The organism is Amycolatopsis sp. A133 (genome assembly GCF_031082405.1).
Lineage (GTDB): Bacteria > Actinomycetota > Actinomycetes > Mycobacteriales > Pseudonocardiaceae > Amycolatopsis.
This window is the reverse complement of record NZ_JAVHJU010000036.1, coordinates 1-16,392: the sequence shown is the minus strand read 5'-3', so window position 1 is coordinate 16,392 and position 16,392 is coordinate 1. Positions and strand designations below refer to the sequence as shown.

15 protein-coding genes are annotated in these 16,392 nt (G+C 73.2%); 8 read left to right on the top strand and 7 right to left on the bottom strand.

Features of this window, described 5'->3' with window-relative positions:
• Window positions 1-56 precede the first annotated feature (56 nt).
• The gene (locus Q5425_RS23435) at window positions 57-662 is read left to right on the top strand and encodes a response regulator transcription factor (protein ID WP_308674432.1); all 606 of its coding nucleotides are present in this window, start codon (window positions 57-59) and stop codon (window positions 660-662) included.
• Window positions 663-800: 138 nt separating this feature from the next.
• Here the strand turns inward: Q5425_RS23435 and Q5425_RS23430 are convergent, their stop codons facing one another.
• The 3 genes from Q5425_RS23430 to Q5425_RS23420 all read right to left on the bottom strand — a co-directional run bounded on the left by Q5425_RS23430 (window position 801) and on the right by Q5425_RS23420 (window position 5,927).
• Complete coding sequence (locus tag Q5425_RS23430) at window positions 801-2,024, bottom strand: histidine kinase (RefSeq protein ID WP_308674431.1); 1,224 nt, start codon at window positions 2,022-2,024, stop codon at window positions 801-803.
• 87 nt (window positions 2,025-2,111) lie between these two features.
• Window positions 2,112-3,557: a SagB/ThcOx family dehydrogenase gene (locus tag Q5425_RS23425; RefSeq protein WP_308674430.1), complete on the bottom strand. Its 1,446-nt coding sequence runs from the start codon at window positions 3,555-3,557 to the stop codon at window positions 2,112-2,114.
• 48 nt (window positions 3,558-3,605) lie between these two features.
• Window positions 3,606-5,927, bottom strand: a complete 2,322-nt coding sequence (locus Q5425_RS23420; RefSeq protein ID WP_308674429.1) for a TOMM precursor leader peptide-binding protein — start codon at window positions 5,925-5,927, stop codon at window positions 3,606-3,608.
• A gap of 299 nt (window positions 5,928-6,226) precedes the next feature.
• On the opposite strand from Q5425_RS23420, the gene Q5425_RS23415 reads away from it, so the two are divergent.
• The 3 genes from Q5425_RS23415 to Q5425_RS23405 all read left to right on the top strand — a co-directional run bounded on the left by Q5425_RS23415 (window position 6,227) and on the right by Q5425_RS23405 (window position 8,980).
• Entirely contained in the window at window positions 6,227-6,922 is a 696-nt protein-coding gene (locus tag Q5425_RS23415) for a helix-turn-helix domain-containing protein (protein WP_308674428.1), read from the top strand.
• Window positions 6,923-7,079: 157 nt separating this feature from the next.
• Window positions 7,080-7,655 (top strand): hypothetical protein, encoded by a 576-nt coding sequence (locus tag Q5425_RS23410; protein ID WP_308674427.1) that lies wholly within the window; start codon window positions 7,080-7,082, stop codon window positions 7,653-7,655.
• Window positions 7,652-8,980 carry a copper resistance protein CopC gene (locus Q5425_RS23405; protein ID WP_308674426.1) on the top strand — a complete coding sequence of 443 codons (1,329 nt, stop codon included), beginning with the start codon at window positions 7,652-7,654 and terminating at the stop codon, window positions 8,978-8,980. The genes Q5425_RS23410 and Q5425_RS23405 overlap by 4 nt, the downstream gene beginning before the upstream one ends.
• A gap of 381 nt (window positions 8,981-9,361) precedes the next feature.
• On the opposite strand, the gene Q5425_RS23400 is transcribed toward Q5425_RS23405, so the two are convergent.
• Complete coding sequence (locus tag Q5425_RS23400; RefSeq protein WP_308674425.1) at window positions 9,362-10,036, bottom strand: maleylpyruvate isomerase family mycothiol-dependent enzyme; 675 nt, start codon at window positions 10,034-10,036, stop codon at window positions 9,362-9,364.
• 410 nt (window positions 10,037-10,446) lie between these two features.
• Between Q5425_RS23400 and Q5425_RS23395 the strand changes: the two genes are divergently transcribed.
• Window positions 10,447-11,349 (top strand): M protein, encoded by a 903-nt coding sequence (locus Q5425_RS23395; protein ID WP_308674424.1) that lies wholly within the window; start codon window positions 10,447-10,449, stop codon window positions 11,347-11,349.
• Between the two features lie 7 nt (window positions 11,350-11,356).
• Entirely contained in the window at window positions 11,357-12,064 is a 708-nt protein-coding gene (locus Q5425_RS23390) for a CPBP family intramembrane glutamic endopeptidase (RefSeq protein ID WP_308674423.1), read from the top strand.
• Window positions 12,065-12,075: 11 nt separating this feature from the next.
• Here Q5425_RS23390 and Q5425_RS23385 read toward each other — a convergent pair whose 3' ends face one another.
• Genes Q5425_RS23385 through Q5425_RS23375 form a run of 3 tightly spaced genes read right to left on the bottom strand, consistent with a single transcriptional unit; the run spans window position 12,076 to window position 14,716 of the window.
• Entirely contained in the window at window positions 12,076-12,357 is a 282-nt protein-coding gene (locus tag Q5425_RS23385; protein WP_043785431.1) for a metal-sensitive transcriptional regulator, read from the bottom strand.
• A gap of 56 nt (window positions 12,358-12,413) precedes the next feature.
• Window positions 12,414-14,513, bottom strand: coding sequence for a heavy metal translocating P-type ATPase (locus Q5425_RS23380; RefSeq protein WP_308674422.1), 2,100 nt, complete (start codon window positions 14,511-14,513; stop codon window positions 12,414-12,416).
• Window positions 14,510-14,716, bottom strand: coding sequence for a heavy-metal-associated domain-containing protein (locus tag Q5425_RS23375; RefSeq protein WP_308674421.1), 207 nt, complete (start codon window positions 14,714-14,716; stop codon window positions 14,510-14,512). Before Q5425_RS23375 ends, Q5425_RS23380 begins: the two co-directional genes overlap by 4 nt.
• A 77-nt stretch (window positions 14,717-14,793) precedes the next feature.
• On the opposite strand from Q5425_RS23375, the gene cobF reads away from it, so the two are divergent.
• Entirely contained in the window at window positions 14,794-15,555 is a 762-nt protein-coding gene (gene cobF, locus Q5425_RS23370) for a precorrin-6A synthase (deacetylating) (RefSeq protein ID WP_308674420.1), read from the top strand.
• Between the two features lie 301 nt (window positions 15,556-15,856).
• The coding region (locus Q5425_RS23365) for a transposase family protein (protein WP_308674732.1) at window positions 15,857-16,392 on the top strand (536 nt) is incomplete at its 3' end.

Sequence of the window (16,392 nt, the reverse complement as noted above, 5' to 3'; positions counted from 1 at the left end):
CGCAATGGCGTACAATTGCCCTTCGGAGTCGCCGGACTGGGGTGCGAGGTACCGTCGTGATCAAGGTGTTGCTGGCCGAGGACATGCACATGGTCCGCGGCGCCCTGGTCGCCCTCCTGAACCTGGAATCGGACATCGAAGTGGTGGCCGAAGTGTCTTCGGGCGACCAGATCCTCCCGGCCGCGAAGGCGTCCCAGCCCGACGTCGCGGTCATCGACATCGATCTGCCGGGCAAGGACGGCCTGTCCGCGGCGATCGAGATCCACGAGAGCCTCCCCGACTGCCACACGCTCATCCTCACCAGCCTCGGCCGGCCGGGCACGGTCCGCCGGGCGCTGGACGCCAAGGTCAACGGCTTCCTGCTGAAGGACGCGCCGTCGGACAAGCTGGCGAACGCGGTCCGCTCGGTGGCGATCGGCCGCCGGGTGATCGACAGCGAGCTGGCCTTGGCGGCCTGGGAGACCGACGACTGCCCGCTCACCCCCCGCGAGATCGAGATCCTCTCGCTGGCGGCCCGCGGGCGCACGGTCGCGGACATCGCGTCGGAGCTGTTCCTGTCGGCGGGCACGGTCCGCAACTACCTGGCGGCGGTGGTGACCAAGCTGAACGCCCGCAACCGCGTCCACGCGATCCGCATCGCCACCGAAGCCGAGTGGCTCTAGCAGGCCCTACCGCCCCAATGTGGCGTTGGTTGCGTCCAACGCACCGAACGCCACATTGGGTGCGTTGAGCGCACCGAACGCCACATTGGGGCGCTTGAGCCGGCCCCGCACCGCCCGAGGTGGAAAGCGCTTACCGCCTCAGCTCGCCCACCGCCGGCCGCCCTGGCGCGGTGCGCGCGGTGTGCGTGGCGCCCGCGGTGCCCGTGGTTCGCGGACCGGGATCGCCACCACCAGCCGGTGCGTGCCGTCCGCGCCGGCTTCGGTCGTCAGCGTGCCCTTCAAATCCTCGACGCGTGCGCTCAAGTTGCGCAGCCCCGCACCGGAATCCACGCCGCCGCCCGCCGCGCCGCCCGCGCCGTCGTTGACGATCTCCAGCCAGGCCGTTCCGTCCTCCGTGCTCACCGAAAACGCGCACCAGCTCGCCGTGCTGTGGCGCACCACGTTCGTCACCCCTTCGCGCAGCGCCGTGGCCAGCGCCGTCGCCACCCGCGGCGGCAGGTCGCCGATACCCGAACGGGCGACCGTCACCCGGGTGCCGGCCGCGCTCAGCACCGCCGCCGCCGCGCGGCACTCGTCGTCCAGCGACAGCTCGCGGTAGCCCGCGGCGATCGTGCGGACGTCGGCCAGCGCCCGTCGCGACATCACCAGCAGCTCCGCCAGTTCGTCCTTCGCCTGCGCGGGTCTGCTCAGCACCAGCCGGTCGACCAGTTCACCCTTGAGGGTGATCGCCGAAAGGCTCAACCCCAGCAGGTCGTGCAGGTCGCGGGAAAACCGCTTCCGCTCCTCGGCGATGGCCTGGCGCTTCAGCTCGCGCACCTCGTCCGCGCGCTCGGCCACCAGCCGCGCGGCCGTGGCGAGCCCGAACAGCGTCAGCGCGGCCACCCCGGCCGACACCGCACCCGCCACCGCCGCGTCCACCGAACCGGCCGACCACCCCGAGACGCCGCCCGCCGCGACGCACACCAGCACCGCGCCGGGCACCGCCTTTCCCGGCCGGAACGCCAGCAGCAGCCCGCCGGCGAAGAAGCTGGGCGCCGTGCTCCACAACGCGCCGAGCTGCAGGAACGGCAGGAATCCCAGTGCGGCCTGCACGACGAGAGCCAGCACCGGACGCCGGACGCGGCCGCGAGCGAACCAGGCCACGTGCGCGCCCGCGAGCGCCGCGGCGCAGACCAGCGCGGCCAGCCGCACGAACCAGGGCTCCCGCCCGGCCAGCACGGGCAGGAACGCCAGTGACGCCACCGCGGCGGCGGCCACGGCCTGGGCGCCGAAGACGAGCGTGCGGCTGCCGGGCCGCTCCTCCCTGAACGGGGGAGCTTGCCCGTCGTCCCGTTCCCGAAACCACGCACCGCGAATCCGCACCGGCTGACCACGGCCCCTCTCCCGCATACCCCCCGCACCCCGGCGACACCAAGGTAACAGGGCGGACGTACCGGGCGGACCGCCGTTTCACCGCGCGAGCGGGAAGTCCAGGACGCATTCGCCGACGCTGACCTCGGCCGGCCACTCCAGTTTCAGCGAGCGGTCGACGCGGTCGCCGGCGTCCACCGGCACCGCGTGCGCGGTCAGTCCCATCGCCTTCGCCGTCAGGTAGAGGACCTGCTGCAGCGCGCCGACGTGCACCAGCGTCGTCGCGTACGCGGCACTGCCGAGCACCCAGGCGATCCGCGACATCCGCGCGGTCATCGTCAGCAGCACCGAGGGCCTGCGGTGGCTGCCGGCGCCGATCATCGCCAGGTCGAGCATGCCGTCGAGGACGCCCATGTCGTCGTTGATCAGCGTCAGCGTGTGCCACAGCGGGTCGTAGTGGTAGATCCCCCGCGCCAGGCCCGCGCAGCGGTTGATCCCGACGTAGATCTCCAGCTCGTACAGGCAGGCGATGCTGAAGTACGGCCGCTGGGAGGCCTCGTGGCCGGGCCCGCCGGGCAGGTACGCCGGCCCGATCGACCGGACCCGGGCCGCGCGGTAGAGCAGCTCCCCGACCTGCTCGGCCGACAGCGCGCGCTCGGTGACCTCGGGGCAGCTGTGGTCGTGTTCGAGCAACGTGCTCAGCGTCGGGTCGGTCGCCTCGAGCACCGCCGGGTCGGGTCGGTGCAGCGGGAAGGTCGGGCCGGCGGTGATCTGCTTGACCACCGGCGGCTCGGTGCCCTTCCGGTGCGCCTCCGGGTCCGGCGGCCCGCCCTTCTGCCACGTCCGGCTGCGGGCGTGGAACATCAGGTCGTCGGGCGACCAGACGGCCAGTTCCGCGTCGGTGTCCTCGGCGAACGCCGCCCAGTCGTCGGCCACCAGCACCACGCCCGCGGCGACCAGGAACGCCACGACGTCCGCCACGAGCGCCTCGGTCAGCCCGGTGGTCTCGGCGACCTGCGCGACGGTGACCGGCCCGGCCAGCGACGACGCGACGCTCACCGCGGGCGGCCGCAGCAGCGCGACCCGGTACCGGGCGCGGGGCGACTCGAGCAGCAGACCGCCGCTGTCCGGGCGCATCGCCGAGAACCGCGACAGCTTGATCAGCCTGCCGGGCGGCACCGGATCGGTCGGGAAGACCGGGGACTGGGTCACCGGGATCGCCGAGAGCACCGGCCCGCGGCCGTCGTTGAGCGCCAGCGAGTGCACCACCGAGCCGGACAGCCGGCTGAGGACCTTGCGCAGCACGACCGCCCAGGCTTCGGAACCCCCGCTCGCCGACGACGCGAGGTTGCGCATCGACACCGGGCCGAGCACCATCCGGCTCAGCGACTCGCGGACCGGCCCGGGAATGCCCGGCAGCTCGTACTCGCCCCACCAGGTGATCGCGACGACCGTGTCGTCGTCCCCCGCCTCCAGCAGGGTGTCTTCGGTGAGGGACCAGAGCCGGATGGTCTCCGGGATCCCCTCCGGGCGCTCAGCAGGCAAGGCCAACTCCTCAAGCGGACAACGAACAGCGGGCGCCCGCGGGCGCCTTCACAGGAACATGGGGAACGGGTTGAGCCGCTCGTACGGGGTCGGTGCGTCGAGCCTGCCCAGCCGCACCGGGACGTCGAAGAGCCGTCCGGGCGCGAAGCGGGCCCAGAACGGGCGCAGCCCCGGCGCCAGCACCTTGACCACCGGGATCCCGACGTCCGGCCGGGTCTGGTCGAGCACCAGCAGCTCCAGCCCGGCGCGGTCGAACACCCGGGTCAGCGCCTCGACGTCGTCGCGGACGTCGGCCCGGTTGACGAACCGGAAGTCCGCGGCGGTCCGCATCCGCTGCCCGGCCGCGGGCCGCAGGTACGGCTGGTTCGCGACGGTGGCGTACTCGAGCCAGCGCCGCGCGTCCGGGTCGTCGAGGCCGTGGCCGGCGGCCTGCACGACGGGCAGCATCTGGTTGAGCTCGGTCACCGCGCGGCGCACGGCGATCCGCGGGTCGAGGTGCGCACCGAAGCCCAGCATGATGTCTTCGTGCGGCCCGTCGATCCGCCGCGACAGCGCCACGGTCACCGGGATCCCCAGGTCCGAGGTCACGTCGAGGACCCACAGCTGACGGCCGATCCCGGCGTAGCTCGCGACCATCTCGTCCAGCCACGGGTCGGCGAAGGAGGCGAGGTCGACACCCGGCACCGGCGTGCGGTTGTACCACCACAGCGCGACGGCGTCGCGTTCGACGAGTTCCAGCGCGCCCTGCAGGATCGCGTCCTCCAGGCTGCTGCCCGCCGCGGCGCCGTTGGAGTCGGCGCGCACCCCGCGCGCCGCGCCCTCCCGCGGGGTTCCGTAGTACAGGTAGGACGTCGGCAGCAGACGGCGGCGCCCGGACAGCGACCACACCGGCGTCCAGTCGATCGGGGCCGCGCAGTCGAACGGCTCGCCGACGCGCTGGAAGTCCGCGTGTTCGGGGTTCCAGGTCGCACGCTCGGCGTACTGCCGGTCCGCGAAGAGCATGCACTCGTTGGGGTGCACGGCTTCCTCGCCCAGCTCGGCGTAGGAGCCGCGGATGCGCAGCTCGTCGCCCTGGAAGTTGCCGGAGAACCGTTCCGCGGCCTCGCAGAGCGCGCTGACCTCGGCGTCGAGCGGGCTGACGCCCTTGCCGCCGTTCTCGCAGCGCAATCCGGCGCGCAGCGCGGCCATCCCGGTGACGCCGCGGGCGATGTTGGGCCCGGAGCGGTAGGCGTTGGCGAACCACGGCGCGGCCGGGTCGGGCTGGATCTCCTTGATGATCCCGGTGACCGGGCTGACCAGGTGCCGGTGCCGGTCGAGCATCTGCGCCGGCGTCGCCGTGCGGTGCCCGCCGCCCCCGGTGGTCGCCTTCCTGGCCGGCTGCAGCACGACCGGGCGCGTCGAGCGCCACGCCACCAGCCACGGGTCGCCGCAGCGGGGGCACTGCGGGCGGCGGCGCAGCTCGTGCAGCCTGCCCTGCAGGTCGAGCGTGTCGAGCGTCCACACGCACTGCTGGCCGCGGTGGCGGTACCCGGCCACCCACTTGGCCGCCTCCAGCGCGATGAGGTGCGCCGCGGCCGAGGTGAGCGGCGGCAGCGCCGAGACCGGGCGGCGTGCCGGGCCGGCGTGGCCGAGCTCCTCCTGGACGCACGCTTCGGCGTGCCGGTGTCCCCACAGCCGGTGGGTCAGGCAGTGCCAGCACGCGCCGTCGGGCTGCAGCACGGGCCCGATCCACACCTGGGCCCCGAACGGGCGCGCCAGCAGCCACGGCCGCCCGGCCCGCCGGTGCTCCGCGTCGATCCGGGCCAGCCGCGGGTCGAGGTAGTCGGCGCACAGCACCACCGACAGGTCGGCGGCGCCGGTGTCCGGGCGCACCACTTCGAGGCCGGCCCCGGCCAGTGCCCGCTCGACCGCGCCGGGGTCGACGCCGTCGGCGCTGTCGCCGACCGCGGTCAGCCGCACGGTGCCCTGCCGGGCCGCGACCACGTCGGCGTCGACGCCGCAGGCGTCCCAGTAGGCCAGCGCGTGCTCGTCGCCGGGCCGCTCGTCGCCGCCCTGGCTGCGCAGCGTCACCAGCCCCGCGTCGACGAGCTGGGCCAGCAGCGCGGCGACCTCCTCCGGCGCCATCCCGCCGGGACGGCCGCGCAGCAGCCGCTCGAGGTCGTGCGTGCCGTCCAGCAGCGCGGCCAGCGACTCGATCTTCGCCCCGCGCATCGCGATCACGCCCTGCTCGGAGAACAGGTACGCCCCTTTGCCGGCCCGGACCTCCGCCCGCAGGTGCCGCCGGAACGCCGGGGACCGCGTGGGAGCGGCGGGCGCGGCCGCGGCGCCCCCGTCGTCCGGGACCCACGCGTCCACCGCTGTCGTGCGCATGAGCTCTCCTGCCGGTCGTCGGGAGGCGAGATGGGAGACCAGGGAATCCTGCTCCACCCGACGTCTACTCGACCAGTGCCGTGAGCACGGGGAAGTCGTGCAAAACGCATGGTCCGGCGTGCGAAACACATGGGGCGGCGGTGTACGGCTCACTGGCCGGGCACGGCGGCGAACCGTCACCGTAGACAGCGACGCCCGTGGCGGCACGGCGCGTCACGGGGGACCGTAACCGAACTCGCGGCCCTGCGCGAATCGGGCGGCGCCCGGCCTGGCACCCCGAGACAAGTGAGGACCCGAGTATGACTACCTCTGCTCGCACGTACGGACAGTTCTGCGGCTTGGCGCGGGCGCTCGAGATCGTCGGCGAACGGTGGTCACTGCTCGTGGTGCGTGATCTCATGCTCGGCCCGAAGCGGTTCGACGACCTGCAGCGCACCCTCCCGCGGATCCCGGTCAGCATCCTGACCTCCCGCCTCAACGAGCTCGAAGAGGCGGGCGTCGTCCGCCGGCGCGTTCTGTCGCAGCTGGACGCCGGCGTCGTCTACGAGCTGACCGAGTACGGCTGCGAACTCGACCACATCGTGCTCGACCTCGGCCTGTGGGGCGCTCGTTCGCTGAGCTACCCGAAGCCGGACGAGGTCTTCACGCTCGACGCCGCGATCATCTCGCTGTACACGACCTTCCAGGAGGAGGCCGCCGCGGGCGTGCACGTCAACTACGAACTGCACCACCTCGGCGGCGAGATGATCGTGCACGCCATGGTCGACGACGGCGCGCTGAAGGCCTCCGCCGGCGCGCTGCCCGCCGCCGACCTGGTGATCGAGCCGCAGGGGCCGGCGATCCTGGACCTGCTGCGGGGCAGCCTGTCCGCACGGGACGCCATCGCCAGCGGCAAGGTCCGCGTCCAGGGCGACCCGGCGCACCTGGACCTGTTCACCCGGCTGTTCCACGTCCCGCCGTCGCCGGACCGCCCGACCGGCCTCGTCGCGCACTGACCAGTCGCGCGGGCGGGGCGCACTGCCCCGCCCGGCGGCAGGCAATCCGCCGAGCATCGTAATTTCCGTTGCGAGATCAGCAATCCGGAGTAACGGATCATCGTTCCGGAGCGGCTATCGTCTACGCACACCGTCGTCTTCGGGAACTGGGGTCAGCATGTCGACGTCTCAAATCGCCCGGCCGGGCGGGTTCCTCGGCGGGCTCAACAGCCGCCACCACCACCGCGCGCTCGCCGTGTTCATGCTCGTCGTGGTGGCGCACTGGGCGGAGCACATCGTCCAGGCCGTCCAGATCTACGGGTTCGGCTGGCCCACCGCGCGGGCGCGCGGCATCCTCGGCGTGCCGTTCCCGTGGCTGATTTCGCAGGAATGGCTGCACTACGGCTACGCGCTGGTGATGCTGGTGTTCCTGTGGGCTCTGCGGCGCGGGTTCGCGGGCCGGTCGCGGCAGTGGTGGAACCTGGCGCTGGGCCTGCAGTTCTGGCACCACATCGAGCACCTGCTGCTGTTCGTCCAGGCCCAGTCCGGCTGGCGGCTGGCCGGCTCGAAGGTGCCCACCAGCATCGTCCAGCTGCTCGTGCCGCGCGTGGAGCTGCACCTGTTCTACAACACGATCGTCACCATCCCGATGATCGTCGCGGTGGTGCTGCACCGGCGCGCCTCGGCCGCCGAACGCGAACTGACCGGCTGCTCCTGCGGCGTGCCGAGGCAGCCCGCGCTCGCCGCGTCGTGAAGCGGGCGCTGACCCTGCTGACGCTGCTCGCCGGCTGGCTGCTGTTCAGCGCCACACCGGCTTCGGCGCACGTCGAAGTCGTCTCGTCGACCCCCGGGGACGGCGCCCGCCTGAGCGCGGCGCCGTCCCTGGTGTCGATCACCCTGTCGGAGAACGTCGGCATCCAGCCGGGGTCGATCAAGGTCGTCGACCTCGAAGGCCACCAGGTCGACTCCGGCCCGGTGTTCCAGCCGGGCCAGGTGGCCGAGGAGGTCGGGGTACGGCTGCGGCCGGGCCTGCCGGACGGCAGTTACCTGGTCGAATACGCCTTCGTCTCGGCCGATTCGCACCCGGTGCGCGGCACGTTCGCCTTTGTGGTCGGCACCGGGCCGCTCGTGACCTCGGCGGGCGCGGTCTCGGCGGCCACCGGCACCGACACGGCGGTCGACACGACGTCGACGGCGGTGCGCTGGCTGGCCTACCTCGGGGTGGTGCTCCTCGGCGGCCTCGTGTTCGTGGTGCTGTGCCGCCCGGCCGCCCGCACCGACCGCCGAGCCCGCCGCCTGCTGTCGGGCGGCGTCGGCCTGGTCGCGGCGACGACGGTCGCGGCGTTCGTGCTGCAGGGCCCGTACGCGGCCGGCCGGGGCCTCGGAGCGGTGTTCGACACGGGGCTCTTGGCGGACACGCTGCGCGTCGCGTACGGGAAGCTGCTGCTCCTGAGGCTGGCCGCGGTGGCGGCGTTCGCCGTGCTGCTGCCGAGGCTGCTGCGGCCGGAGCTGCCGGACCGGCTGCGTTCCCGGTACGAGAACCTCACCATGGTGACGGGGTTCCTCGTGCTCCTGACGTTCTCGGCCACCGGCCACCCGGTCACGGACCCGGTGATGTTCTTCTCGGTCTCGGCGGACTTGGTGCACTTCGGCGCGATCGCCGTGTGGGCGGGCGGGCTGATCCAGCTGGCCGTGTGCCTGTACCGCCCGAGCAGCGGGGAGGACCTGACCCCGGTGGCGGCCCGGTTCTCCCGCATCGCGGCGGGCTCGGTGACGGCGATCGCGATCAGCGGAGCGGTGTTGGCGCTGCGCATCATGCCGTCGCTGTCGTCCCTGTGGACGACCCGCTTCGGGGTGCTGGTGCTGCTGAAGATCGCGGGGTTCGTGCTGCTGCTGGCGGTGGCGAGCCGGTCCCGGCGGGTGGTGCAGCGAGGTCTGGCGGCCCCGGGAGCGGGCGCGACGGCAACGGTAACGGCGGATTTGCGCCGGTTGCGGCTGGCGGTGGCCGCGGAGGTCGTGCTGAGTACTTTGGTGCTGGGGCTGGCGGCCCTGCTGACGGTGACCCCGCCGGGCGGGTGATTGCGGGGGCCGCGGGTGGGCCGGGTGCGGCGACCCCACCCAACGGCTGAGTTGCCAGACCGCCGCGGCGGGAGGGGCGGCAGCCTGAGTTGCCAGGCCCGCCGCGGCGGCGCTGGGCAGGGCGGCCCCACCCGGCGGCGCCGGCCTTGGGCCCCGGCCGCCGGACGAACACCACCGCCCCAACCCGCCCACCGGCTCGCAGCGGCGGCACGAGCGGCCGTGATCCCACCCGGCGGCCGGGTTCGGACACCAAGCCGCGGCCGCCGGAAGAACGGCACCGGGACCGCCCACCACCAGCTCAAACCCCAGGTCGCGCCGGCGGCAGCGGCACGAGCGATGCTGCCGGCTCCGAGAACGGCGATCCCGCCCCGGCGTCCGGGCTCAAACCCCAGGTCGCGCCGGCGGCACGAACGGCCCCCAGCTGAAGGCGGCCAGCCAAGGCCCCGGCGCCTCGCTCCACTCCAGCGCCACCAGCTGGGCGACCGACCGCCGGCCGGCCAGGGCGCGGTACAGGTCGTGGGCCGGGGCCGTCACCGATGCCCGGGGGCGTCCCGGGCCCGCCGTCCACGTCGAGCCGCCCGTGGTGCGCAGGCGCAGCGGGGGGAGGCCGCGGCCGGCGACCGAACCGGAGAAGCCGCGAACCAGCACTTCGAAGCTCGGGGCCCAGGCGACGTGCTCCACCGGGGGCGGGACGCCCAGTGCCGCACGCAGGTCGAGTTCGTGGGTGTAGGCGTCCATCACCATGACCTCGCCGCTGCGGCCGCCCGCGTCCGCGAGCCGCCGGTCGAGGTCCTCGCCGACGTCGTCCCAGCGGTCGAGCAGCTCCGGCACCGCCAACGCCGCCGCCGGTGCCGGTGGGGTGCCGCCGTGGCGCTCGAGCACGCGCTCGGCGATGGCGGTGAGGTGGCCGAGCAGGTCGGTGACCGTCCATTCCGGACACGCCGGGACCGGGCGGCGGTGGGTGCCGGGCCGCCCGTCGAGCAGCGCGCGGATGCCCCGCCGCACCTCCGGGTAGGCCACGAAGTCCGGGGCCGGGACCGGCCGAGTCGCTGTCACGCGTTCCACCTCACCCTGGCACGGTCGTGCTCCCGGCCCAGTATGACCTGGTGACGGGCCCGGCGGTTCTCCCCGGTTGCCCCCCAGCCCGGCCCCTCGGGAGGTCGTGACCTTGCCCACTCGGTCGTCCACCTCGGCGAGCGCTGGTCGGTGCACCACGTCGATGTCGACCACGAGCCGCTTTCCGAAGAGGGACAACGGATCGCGGTCGTCACGCTGCGCCGGAACCGGCCGGACCGGCCGACGTGCGGGGCACGTCCACCGGCCGCGGGGAACCGTTCGACGAATGATCGGCCGCCCGGGGAGCGCTCGGCGGTGAGTTTGCGGCACACTGGGGTGCACGCGAAATTCCCCGGTGCCGCAACAAAAACGCGCGGCCGGGGAGAAACCATCCAATTCGGAGGTGAGGCATGGCCCCCGGCGGTGGCGAGGACGCGGCGCTCGCGGTGCCCGGATTCGACCTGGCGTGGCGCGGTTTTCACCGCGCCCAGGTCACCGAATACGTCGCGTGGGCCGAGGCCGAGATCCGCAGACTCACCGCCGAACGCGACGCGGCGCGCCGTCGCGGAACGGCGCTCGCCGAGGAGAACCGTGAGCTCCGCGTGAAGATCGACCGGATCAGCATGACCCCGATCCCCGCGGACGCGCTGCAGGAGCGCTCCCGCCGGATGATCGAGCTGACCCGCGAGGAAGCGGCGGAAATCACCGCGCACGCAACGGAAGCCGCGGAGCGGATCCGGCGCGACGCCGAGGCGGAGGCCGTCCGGCTCACCGCGGAGGAACGCCGGCTGGTCGCCGAGGCCGAAGCCGAACGCGAGCGGCAGCGCGCCGAGCACGAGGAACTCGTGCGCGCGGCCGAGCAGCGACGCCGTGAGCTCGACGAAGCCGCGGCGCGCCGGCGTGCGCAGCTGGAAGAGGACCACACGCGCGCCATGACGGTCCGGCGCGCCGACGCGATGCGTGAACTGGCCGAGCAGGAAGCGGCCGGCCGCGCGAAGGCCGAACAGCTGGTCGCGACCGGCGAGGGCGAGCTGGCCGCCGCCCGGAAGAAAGCCGAACAGCTGGTCACCGACGCCACCCGCCACGGCGAAACGCTGGTCGAGGCGGCTCAACGCGAGGTCACGGCGTTGACCGAGGTCCGCGACAAGCTCCACGCGAGCCTGACGGGCTGCCGCGCCCTGCTGGCCGACGCGGCGGTGGCCCTCGACGAACGCGCGGCACCGTTCGACCCCGAGGCCACCCTGCCGATGTCGAAGAGAGTGCCGGTCCAGCGACGGTCACCCGCGGACGACCTCACCGACGCGGTCGGCTGAGCGTGCCTTGACCGACGCCGCACCTGCCCCGCCCCGGCGCGCGCCGGCTGTGGTCGCGGCGGTGGTGACGCTGGCGGCGTCGACGACGCTGGCCAACCGCGTGCTGCCCGGCTGGGCGTATCCGCTGTGCGGTCTGGTCGCGGCGCTGGTCCTGGTGTTGCTCGGGCGCGCGGCCAGCTGCACGTGGCACGACCTGGGCTTGCGCACGTTCCGCCGCCCGGCGCTGGTCGGCTTGGCCGGAGCCGGGCTGGTGGCGCTGGGGTTCGGCATCGCGCTGGCCGTGCCGTCGCTGCGCACGGTGTACCAGGACGGCCGCGTCGGCGACCCGGACGTGGGCCAGCTGCTGTGGCTGACGTGCGGCCGCATCCTGTTCGGGACGGTCCTGATCGAGGAGGTGGCGTTCCGCGGAGTGCTCCCGGCGTTGTTCGGGGCCACGGACGAGCGGTGGCGCTGGCCCCCGATCCTCGCGGCGGCGGCGCTGTTCGGGCTGTGGCACGCCCTGCCGGCGTTGGCGATCGGCCGCAACGCGGCGGTCCACGCGGTGTTCGGCTCGACGCCGGCGGTGGTGCTCCAGGTGCTGGCGATGGCGGCCGCGGCCGCGGCGGGCATTTTCATGCACTGGTGGCGCCACGCGGGCCGCGGCGTGCTGGCGCCGGTGATCGTGCACTTCACGACGAACGCGGGCGGCTTGACGCTGGCGGTGCTGGTCCGCTGACCTGCCCCGGCCTACGAACGAACCAGCCGGGCGATGGCGTCCGAGGCTTCCCGCACCTTCAGATCCGCTTCCTCGCCACCCGCCGCGGCGGCTTGGACCACGCACGTCGCCAGGTGCTCGTCGAGCAGCTCCAGCGAAAACGACTGCAGTGCCTTCGTCGCCGCCGAGACCTGGGTCAGGATGTCGATGCAGTACTTGTCCTGCTCGACCATCCGCTGCAACCCGCGGATCTGCCCCTCGATCCGGCGCAAGCGCTTGAGATAGGCGTCCCGCTCGCTGCCGTAACCCGTCATCGCCCACCTGTCCCCGTCGTCGGCACCCTTCGCCCCGACTATACCCTCCCGGGGTGTCAGCGGAAGCGACGCAGCCGGAGGCTGTTGCTCACCACGAACGCCGACGAGCACGCCATCGCCGCGCCCGCGATCATCGGGTCGAGCAGGCCGAGCGCGGCCAGCGGCAGCGCCGCCACGTTGTAGGCGAACGCCCAGAACAGGTTCCCCTTGATCGTGGAGAGGGTGCGGCGGGCCAGCCGGATCGCGTCGGCCGCGACCCGCAGGTCGCCGCGCACCAGGGTCAGGTCGCTCGCCTCGATGGCCGCGTCCGTTCCCGTGCCCATGGCCAAGCCGAGGTCGGCCTGGGCGAGCGCGGCCGCGTCGTTGACGCCGTCGCCGACCATCGCCACCACGCGGCCCTCGGCCTGCAGCCGCTTGACGACGGCGACCTTCTCCTCCGGCAGCACCTCGGCGACGACCTCGTCGATCCCCGCCTGGGCCGCGATCGCCCGCGCCGCGCCGGCGTTGTCGCCGGTCAGCAGCACCGGCGTCAGGCCGAGTTCGCGCAGCTCGGCGACCGCCCGCGCGGACGTCGGCTTGATCGTGTCGGCGACGACCAGCCGTCCGCGGACTTCGCCGTCGACGGCCACGCCGACCGTGGTCGCGCCTTTGGTCTCGGTGAGCTCACCGCCGACGAACGCCGCCCGCCCGACAGCGACCTCGTGTCCCTCCACCACGCCGGTCACCCCGAGGCCCGCGGTGCTGCGGAACTGCGTGACGGCGGGCAGCGCGCCGGAGCGCTCGCGGGCCGCGGCCGCGATGGCGCGGGCGATCGGGTGCTCGGAGGCGGCCTCGACGGCGCCCGCGAGCCGGAGTGCCTCGCCGTCGCCCTCGACGAGCGCCATCCGGCCGGTGGTGACCGTGCCGGTCTTGTCCAAGACCACGGTGTCGACCCGGCGGGTGGACTCGAGCACCTCGGGACCCTTGATGAGGATGCCCAGCTGCGCGCCGCGGCCGGTGCCGACCAGCAGCGCCGTCGGCGTTGCGAGGCCGAGCGCGCACGGGCAGGCGATGATCAGGACGGCGACGGCCGCGGTGAACGCCGCCTCCGCCGTGCCGCCGGTCGCCAGCCAGCCGGCCAGCGTCGCCAGCGCCGCGAGGACGACCGCCGGGACGAAGACCGCGGACACCCGGTCGGCGAGCCGCTGGACGTCGGCCTTGCCGTTCTGCGCGGCTTCGACGAGCCGCGCCATCTGCGCCAGCCGGGTGTCCGTCCCGACGCGCGTGGCGCGCACGAGCAGCCGGCCGCCGACGTTGACCGTCGCCCCGGTGACCGCGTCTCCCGGGCCGACCTCCACCGGCACGGGCTCCCCGGTGAGCACGCTGGTGTCGACCGCGGAGCCGCCTTCGGCGACCACGCCGTCGGTGGCGATCTTCTCGCCGGGCCGGGCCACGAAGACGTCGCCGACCTGCAGTTTTTCGACGGCGATGAGGTGCTCTTCGCCGTCGCGGAGCACGGCGACGTCCTTCGCGCCGAGATCCATCAACGCGCGGAGGGCGGCGCCGGCGCGACGCTTCGAGCGCGTCTCGAAGTAGCGGCCGGCCAGGATGAACGTGGTGATCGCGGCGGCCACCTCGAAGTACAGCTGGTGGTGGCCGGGCATCCCGAAGACGAGCGCGTACAGCGACCAGGCCACGGAAGCGACGACGCCGAGCGAAATCAGCGTGTCCATCGTGGCGGTGGCGTGGCGCAGGTTGACCGCGGCGGCGCGGTGGAACGGCCACGCGCCCCAGGTGACGACCGGCGCGGCGAGGGCGAGCGCGACCCACGGCCAGGCCGCGAACTGCCAGGCCGGAACCATCGCGAGCGCGATCAGCGGAACGGTGAGCCCGGCCGAGATCAGCAAACGCTTGCGCAGCGCCGGCGTCTCGTCGGCGGTCTCCGGCTCGGGCAGCCGCGCGGAGTAGCCGGCGGCTTCGACGACGGCCCGCAGGTCGTCGACCGACAGCCCGCTCGGATAGATGACCTGCGCTTTTTCGGTGGCGTAGTTGACGGTCGCGGTGACGCCGTCGACCTTGTTGAGCTTGCGCTCGACACGGGCGGCGCAGGACGCACACGTCATCCCGCCGATGGCGAGTTCGACGCGGGCCGCGGTGGTCACCTCGGCCTGGCTCACGCGACCAGGCGGTAGCCGGCCTCGGTGACGGCGGCGGCGACCGCGTCGGTGGGCAGCTGGGTGTCGCTCGTCACGGTCACGCGCCCGCTCTCGACGTCGACGTCCACCTGCCGGACGCCGTCGAGCTCGGAGACCTCCTCGCGGACCGAGGTGGCGCAGTGTCCGCAGGTCATGCCCTCGACGGTGTAGGTCGTTTCGGCCATCTCCCGCTCCTTTCGTCTCCTTCCTTTATACCCATCGGGGGTAGGGGTTCTCTATCGGGGCACGCGAGACTCGCGGCATGCGGAAGCTCTACGCGATCGGGATCGGCGCCGGCGACCCGGAACACCTGACGGTGCAGGCGATCGACCGGCTCAACCGCGTAGACGTCTTCTTCGTGCTCGACAAGGGGTCCGAGAAGGCCGACCTGGTGCGGCTGCGGCAGGAGATCCTCGACCGGTTCGTGACGCGGGAGTACCGGGTGGTCCTGGTTCCGGACCCGCCGCGCGACCGCACGCCGGCGGACTACCGGGCCGCGGTGGCCGACTGGCACGCCGCGCGGGCGGCGGTGTACGAGGAGCTGATCGGTTCGGAGCTCGGGCCCGCCGGGGTGGGGGCGTTCCTGGTGTGGGGCGACCCGTCGCTGTACGACAGCACGATCGCGCTGATCGAGGCGGTCCTGGCGCGGGGGAACGTGACGTTCGAGTACGAGGTGGTGCCGGGGATCAGCAGCATCTCGGCGCTGGTGGCCCGCCACCGCACGACGATGAACCAGATCGGCCGCGCTGTCCAGCTGACGACGGGCCGCCGGCTGGCCGCGGGCTGGCCGGAGGGGGTCGACGACGTGTTCGTGCTCCTGGACGCCCACACGACGTTCGACCGCTTCACGTCCGCGGGCTTGACGATCTACTGGGGCGCGTACGTGGGGACGCCCGACGAGATCCTGATCTCGGGTCCGCTGACGCCGGCGCTGGCGTCCCGCATCCGCGAGGTTCGCGCCGAGGCTCGGGAACGCCACGGCTGGATCATGGACACATACCTGCTTCGCCGCCCGGCCCGGTAAGCGGTGATGCCCCGCCAATCACGCGAGAAGCCTCCCCAATCACGCGAGATACCTCCCCAGTCACGCGAGAAGCCCCTCCAGTCACGCGAGTTCCGCGTCCAATCACGCGAGTTCCGTCTTCAGTCACGTGAGATACGGGTCTGGTCACGCGAGTTCCGCCGGCAGTCCCGCCGACTGTGGGTCTATCCCGTGATCGGCTCTGGCGCGCTTTCGGTGGTGGGGCGGTGGGTCCCCGGCCGGGACGGGTTTTGCGGGGTTGCCATGATCGTTTGTGGCTGAGATGGCGAAGCTGGTCGGTGTGGTGTTCTCGGGGCTTTCGGCGCTGTCGATCGAGGGTGTCGAGGACGCTGGAGATGTGATCGTGGTACGGGCATCAACCAGGGGCGATGCGGTGGCGTGCCCTGGCTGTGGGACGCCGACGGGCCGGGTTCATGCTTTCCACGAGCGGGTCCCGGCGGATGTGCCGGTTGATGGACGCCGGGTGCTGGTGAGGCTGCGGGTACGCCGGATGCGGTGCTCTGTCATCGAGTGCGCGCGCCAGACCTTCCGGGAGCAAGTACCGGGCCTGGTCGAGCGCTACCAGCGACGCACCGTCCGGCTCGGTGAACAGGTCCGTGCTGTCGTGCGCGAGTTGGCCGGCAGGGCCTCTGCCCGGTTGCTGCCCAAAGTCGGGATCGCCCTCGGGCGCGACACCGCTGTACGAGTCTTGCTGGGCTTGCCGTTACCGGAGCACGCGGTGCCTCGGGTGCTGGGGATCGACGATTTCGCCCTGCGCAGGGGGCATGACTACGCCACCGTGTTGATCGACGCCGATACCGGAGCCCGGATCGACGTGCT

Excerpts from the sequence above, each read along its gene's own strand:
- Q5425_RS23420 (WP_308674429.1), bottom strand. The coding sequence starts at position 5,927 with ATGCGCACGACAGCGGTGGACGCGTGGGTCCCGGACGACGGGGGCGCC.
- Q5425_RS23415 (WP_308674428.1), top strand. The coding sequence starts at position 6,227 with ATGACTACCTCTGCTCGCACGTACGGACAGTTCTGCGGCTTGGCGCGG.
- Q5425_RS23410 (WP_308674427.1), top strand. The coding sequence starts at position 7,080 with ATGTCGACGTCTCAAATCGCCCGGCCGGGCGGGTTCCTCGGCGGGCTC.
- Q5425_RS23395 (WP_308674424.1), top strand. The coding sequence starts at position 10,447 with ATGGCCCCCGGCGGTGGCGAGGACGCGGCGCTCGCGGTGCCCGGATTC.
- Q5425_RS23385 (WP_043785431.1), bottom strand. The coding sequence starts at position 12,357 with ATGACGGGTTACGGCAGCGAGCGGGACGCCTATCTCAAGCGCTTGCGC.
- Q5425_RS23375 (WP_308674421.1), bottom strand. The coding sequence starts at position 14,716 with ATGGCCGAAACGACCTACACCGTCGAGGGCATGACCTGCGGACACTGC.
- cobF (WP_308674420.1), top strand. The coding sequence starts at position 14,794 with ATGCGGAAGCTCTACGCGATCGGGATCGGCGCCGGCGACCCGGAACAC.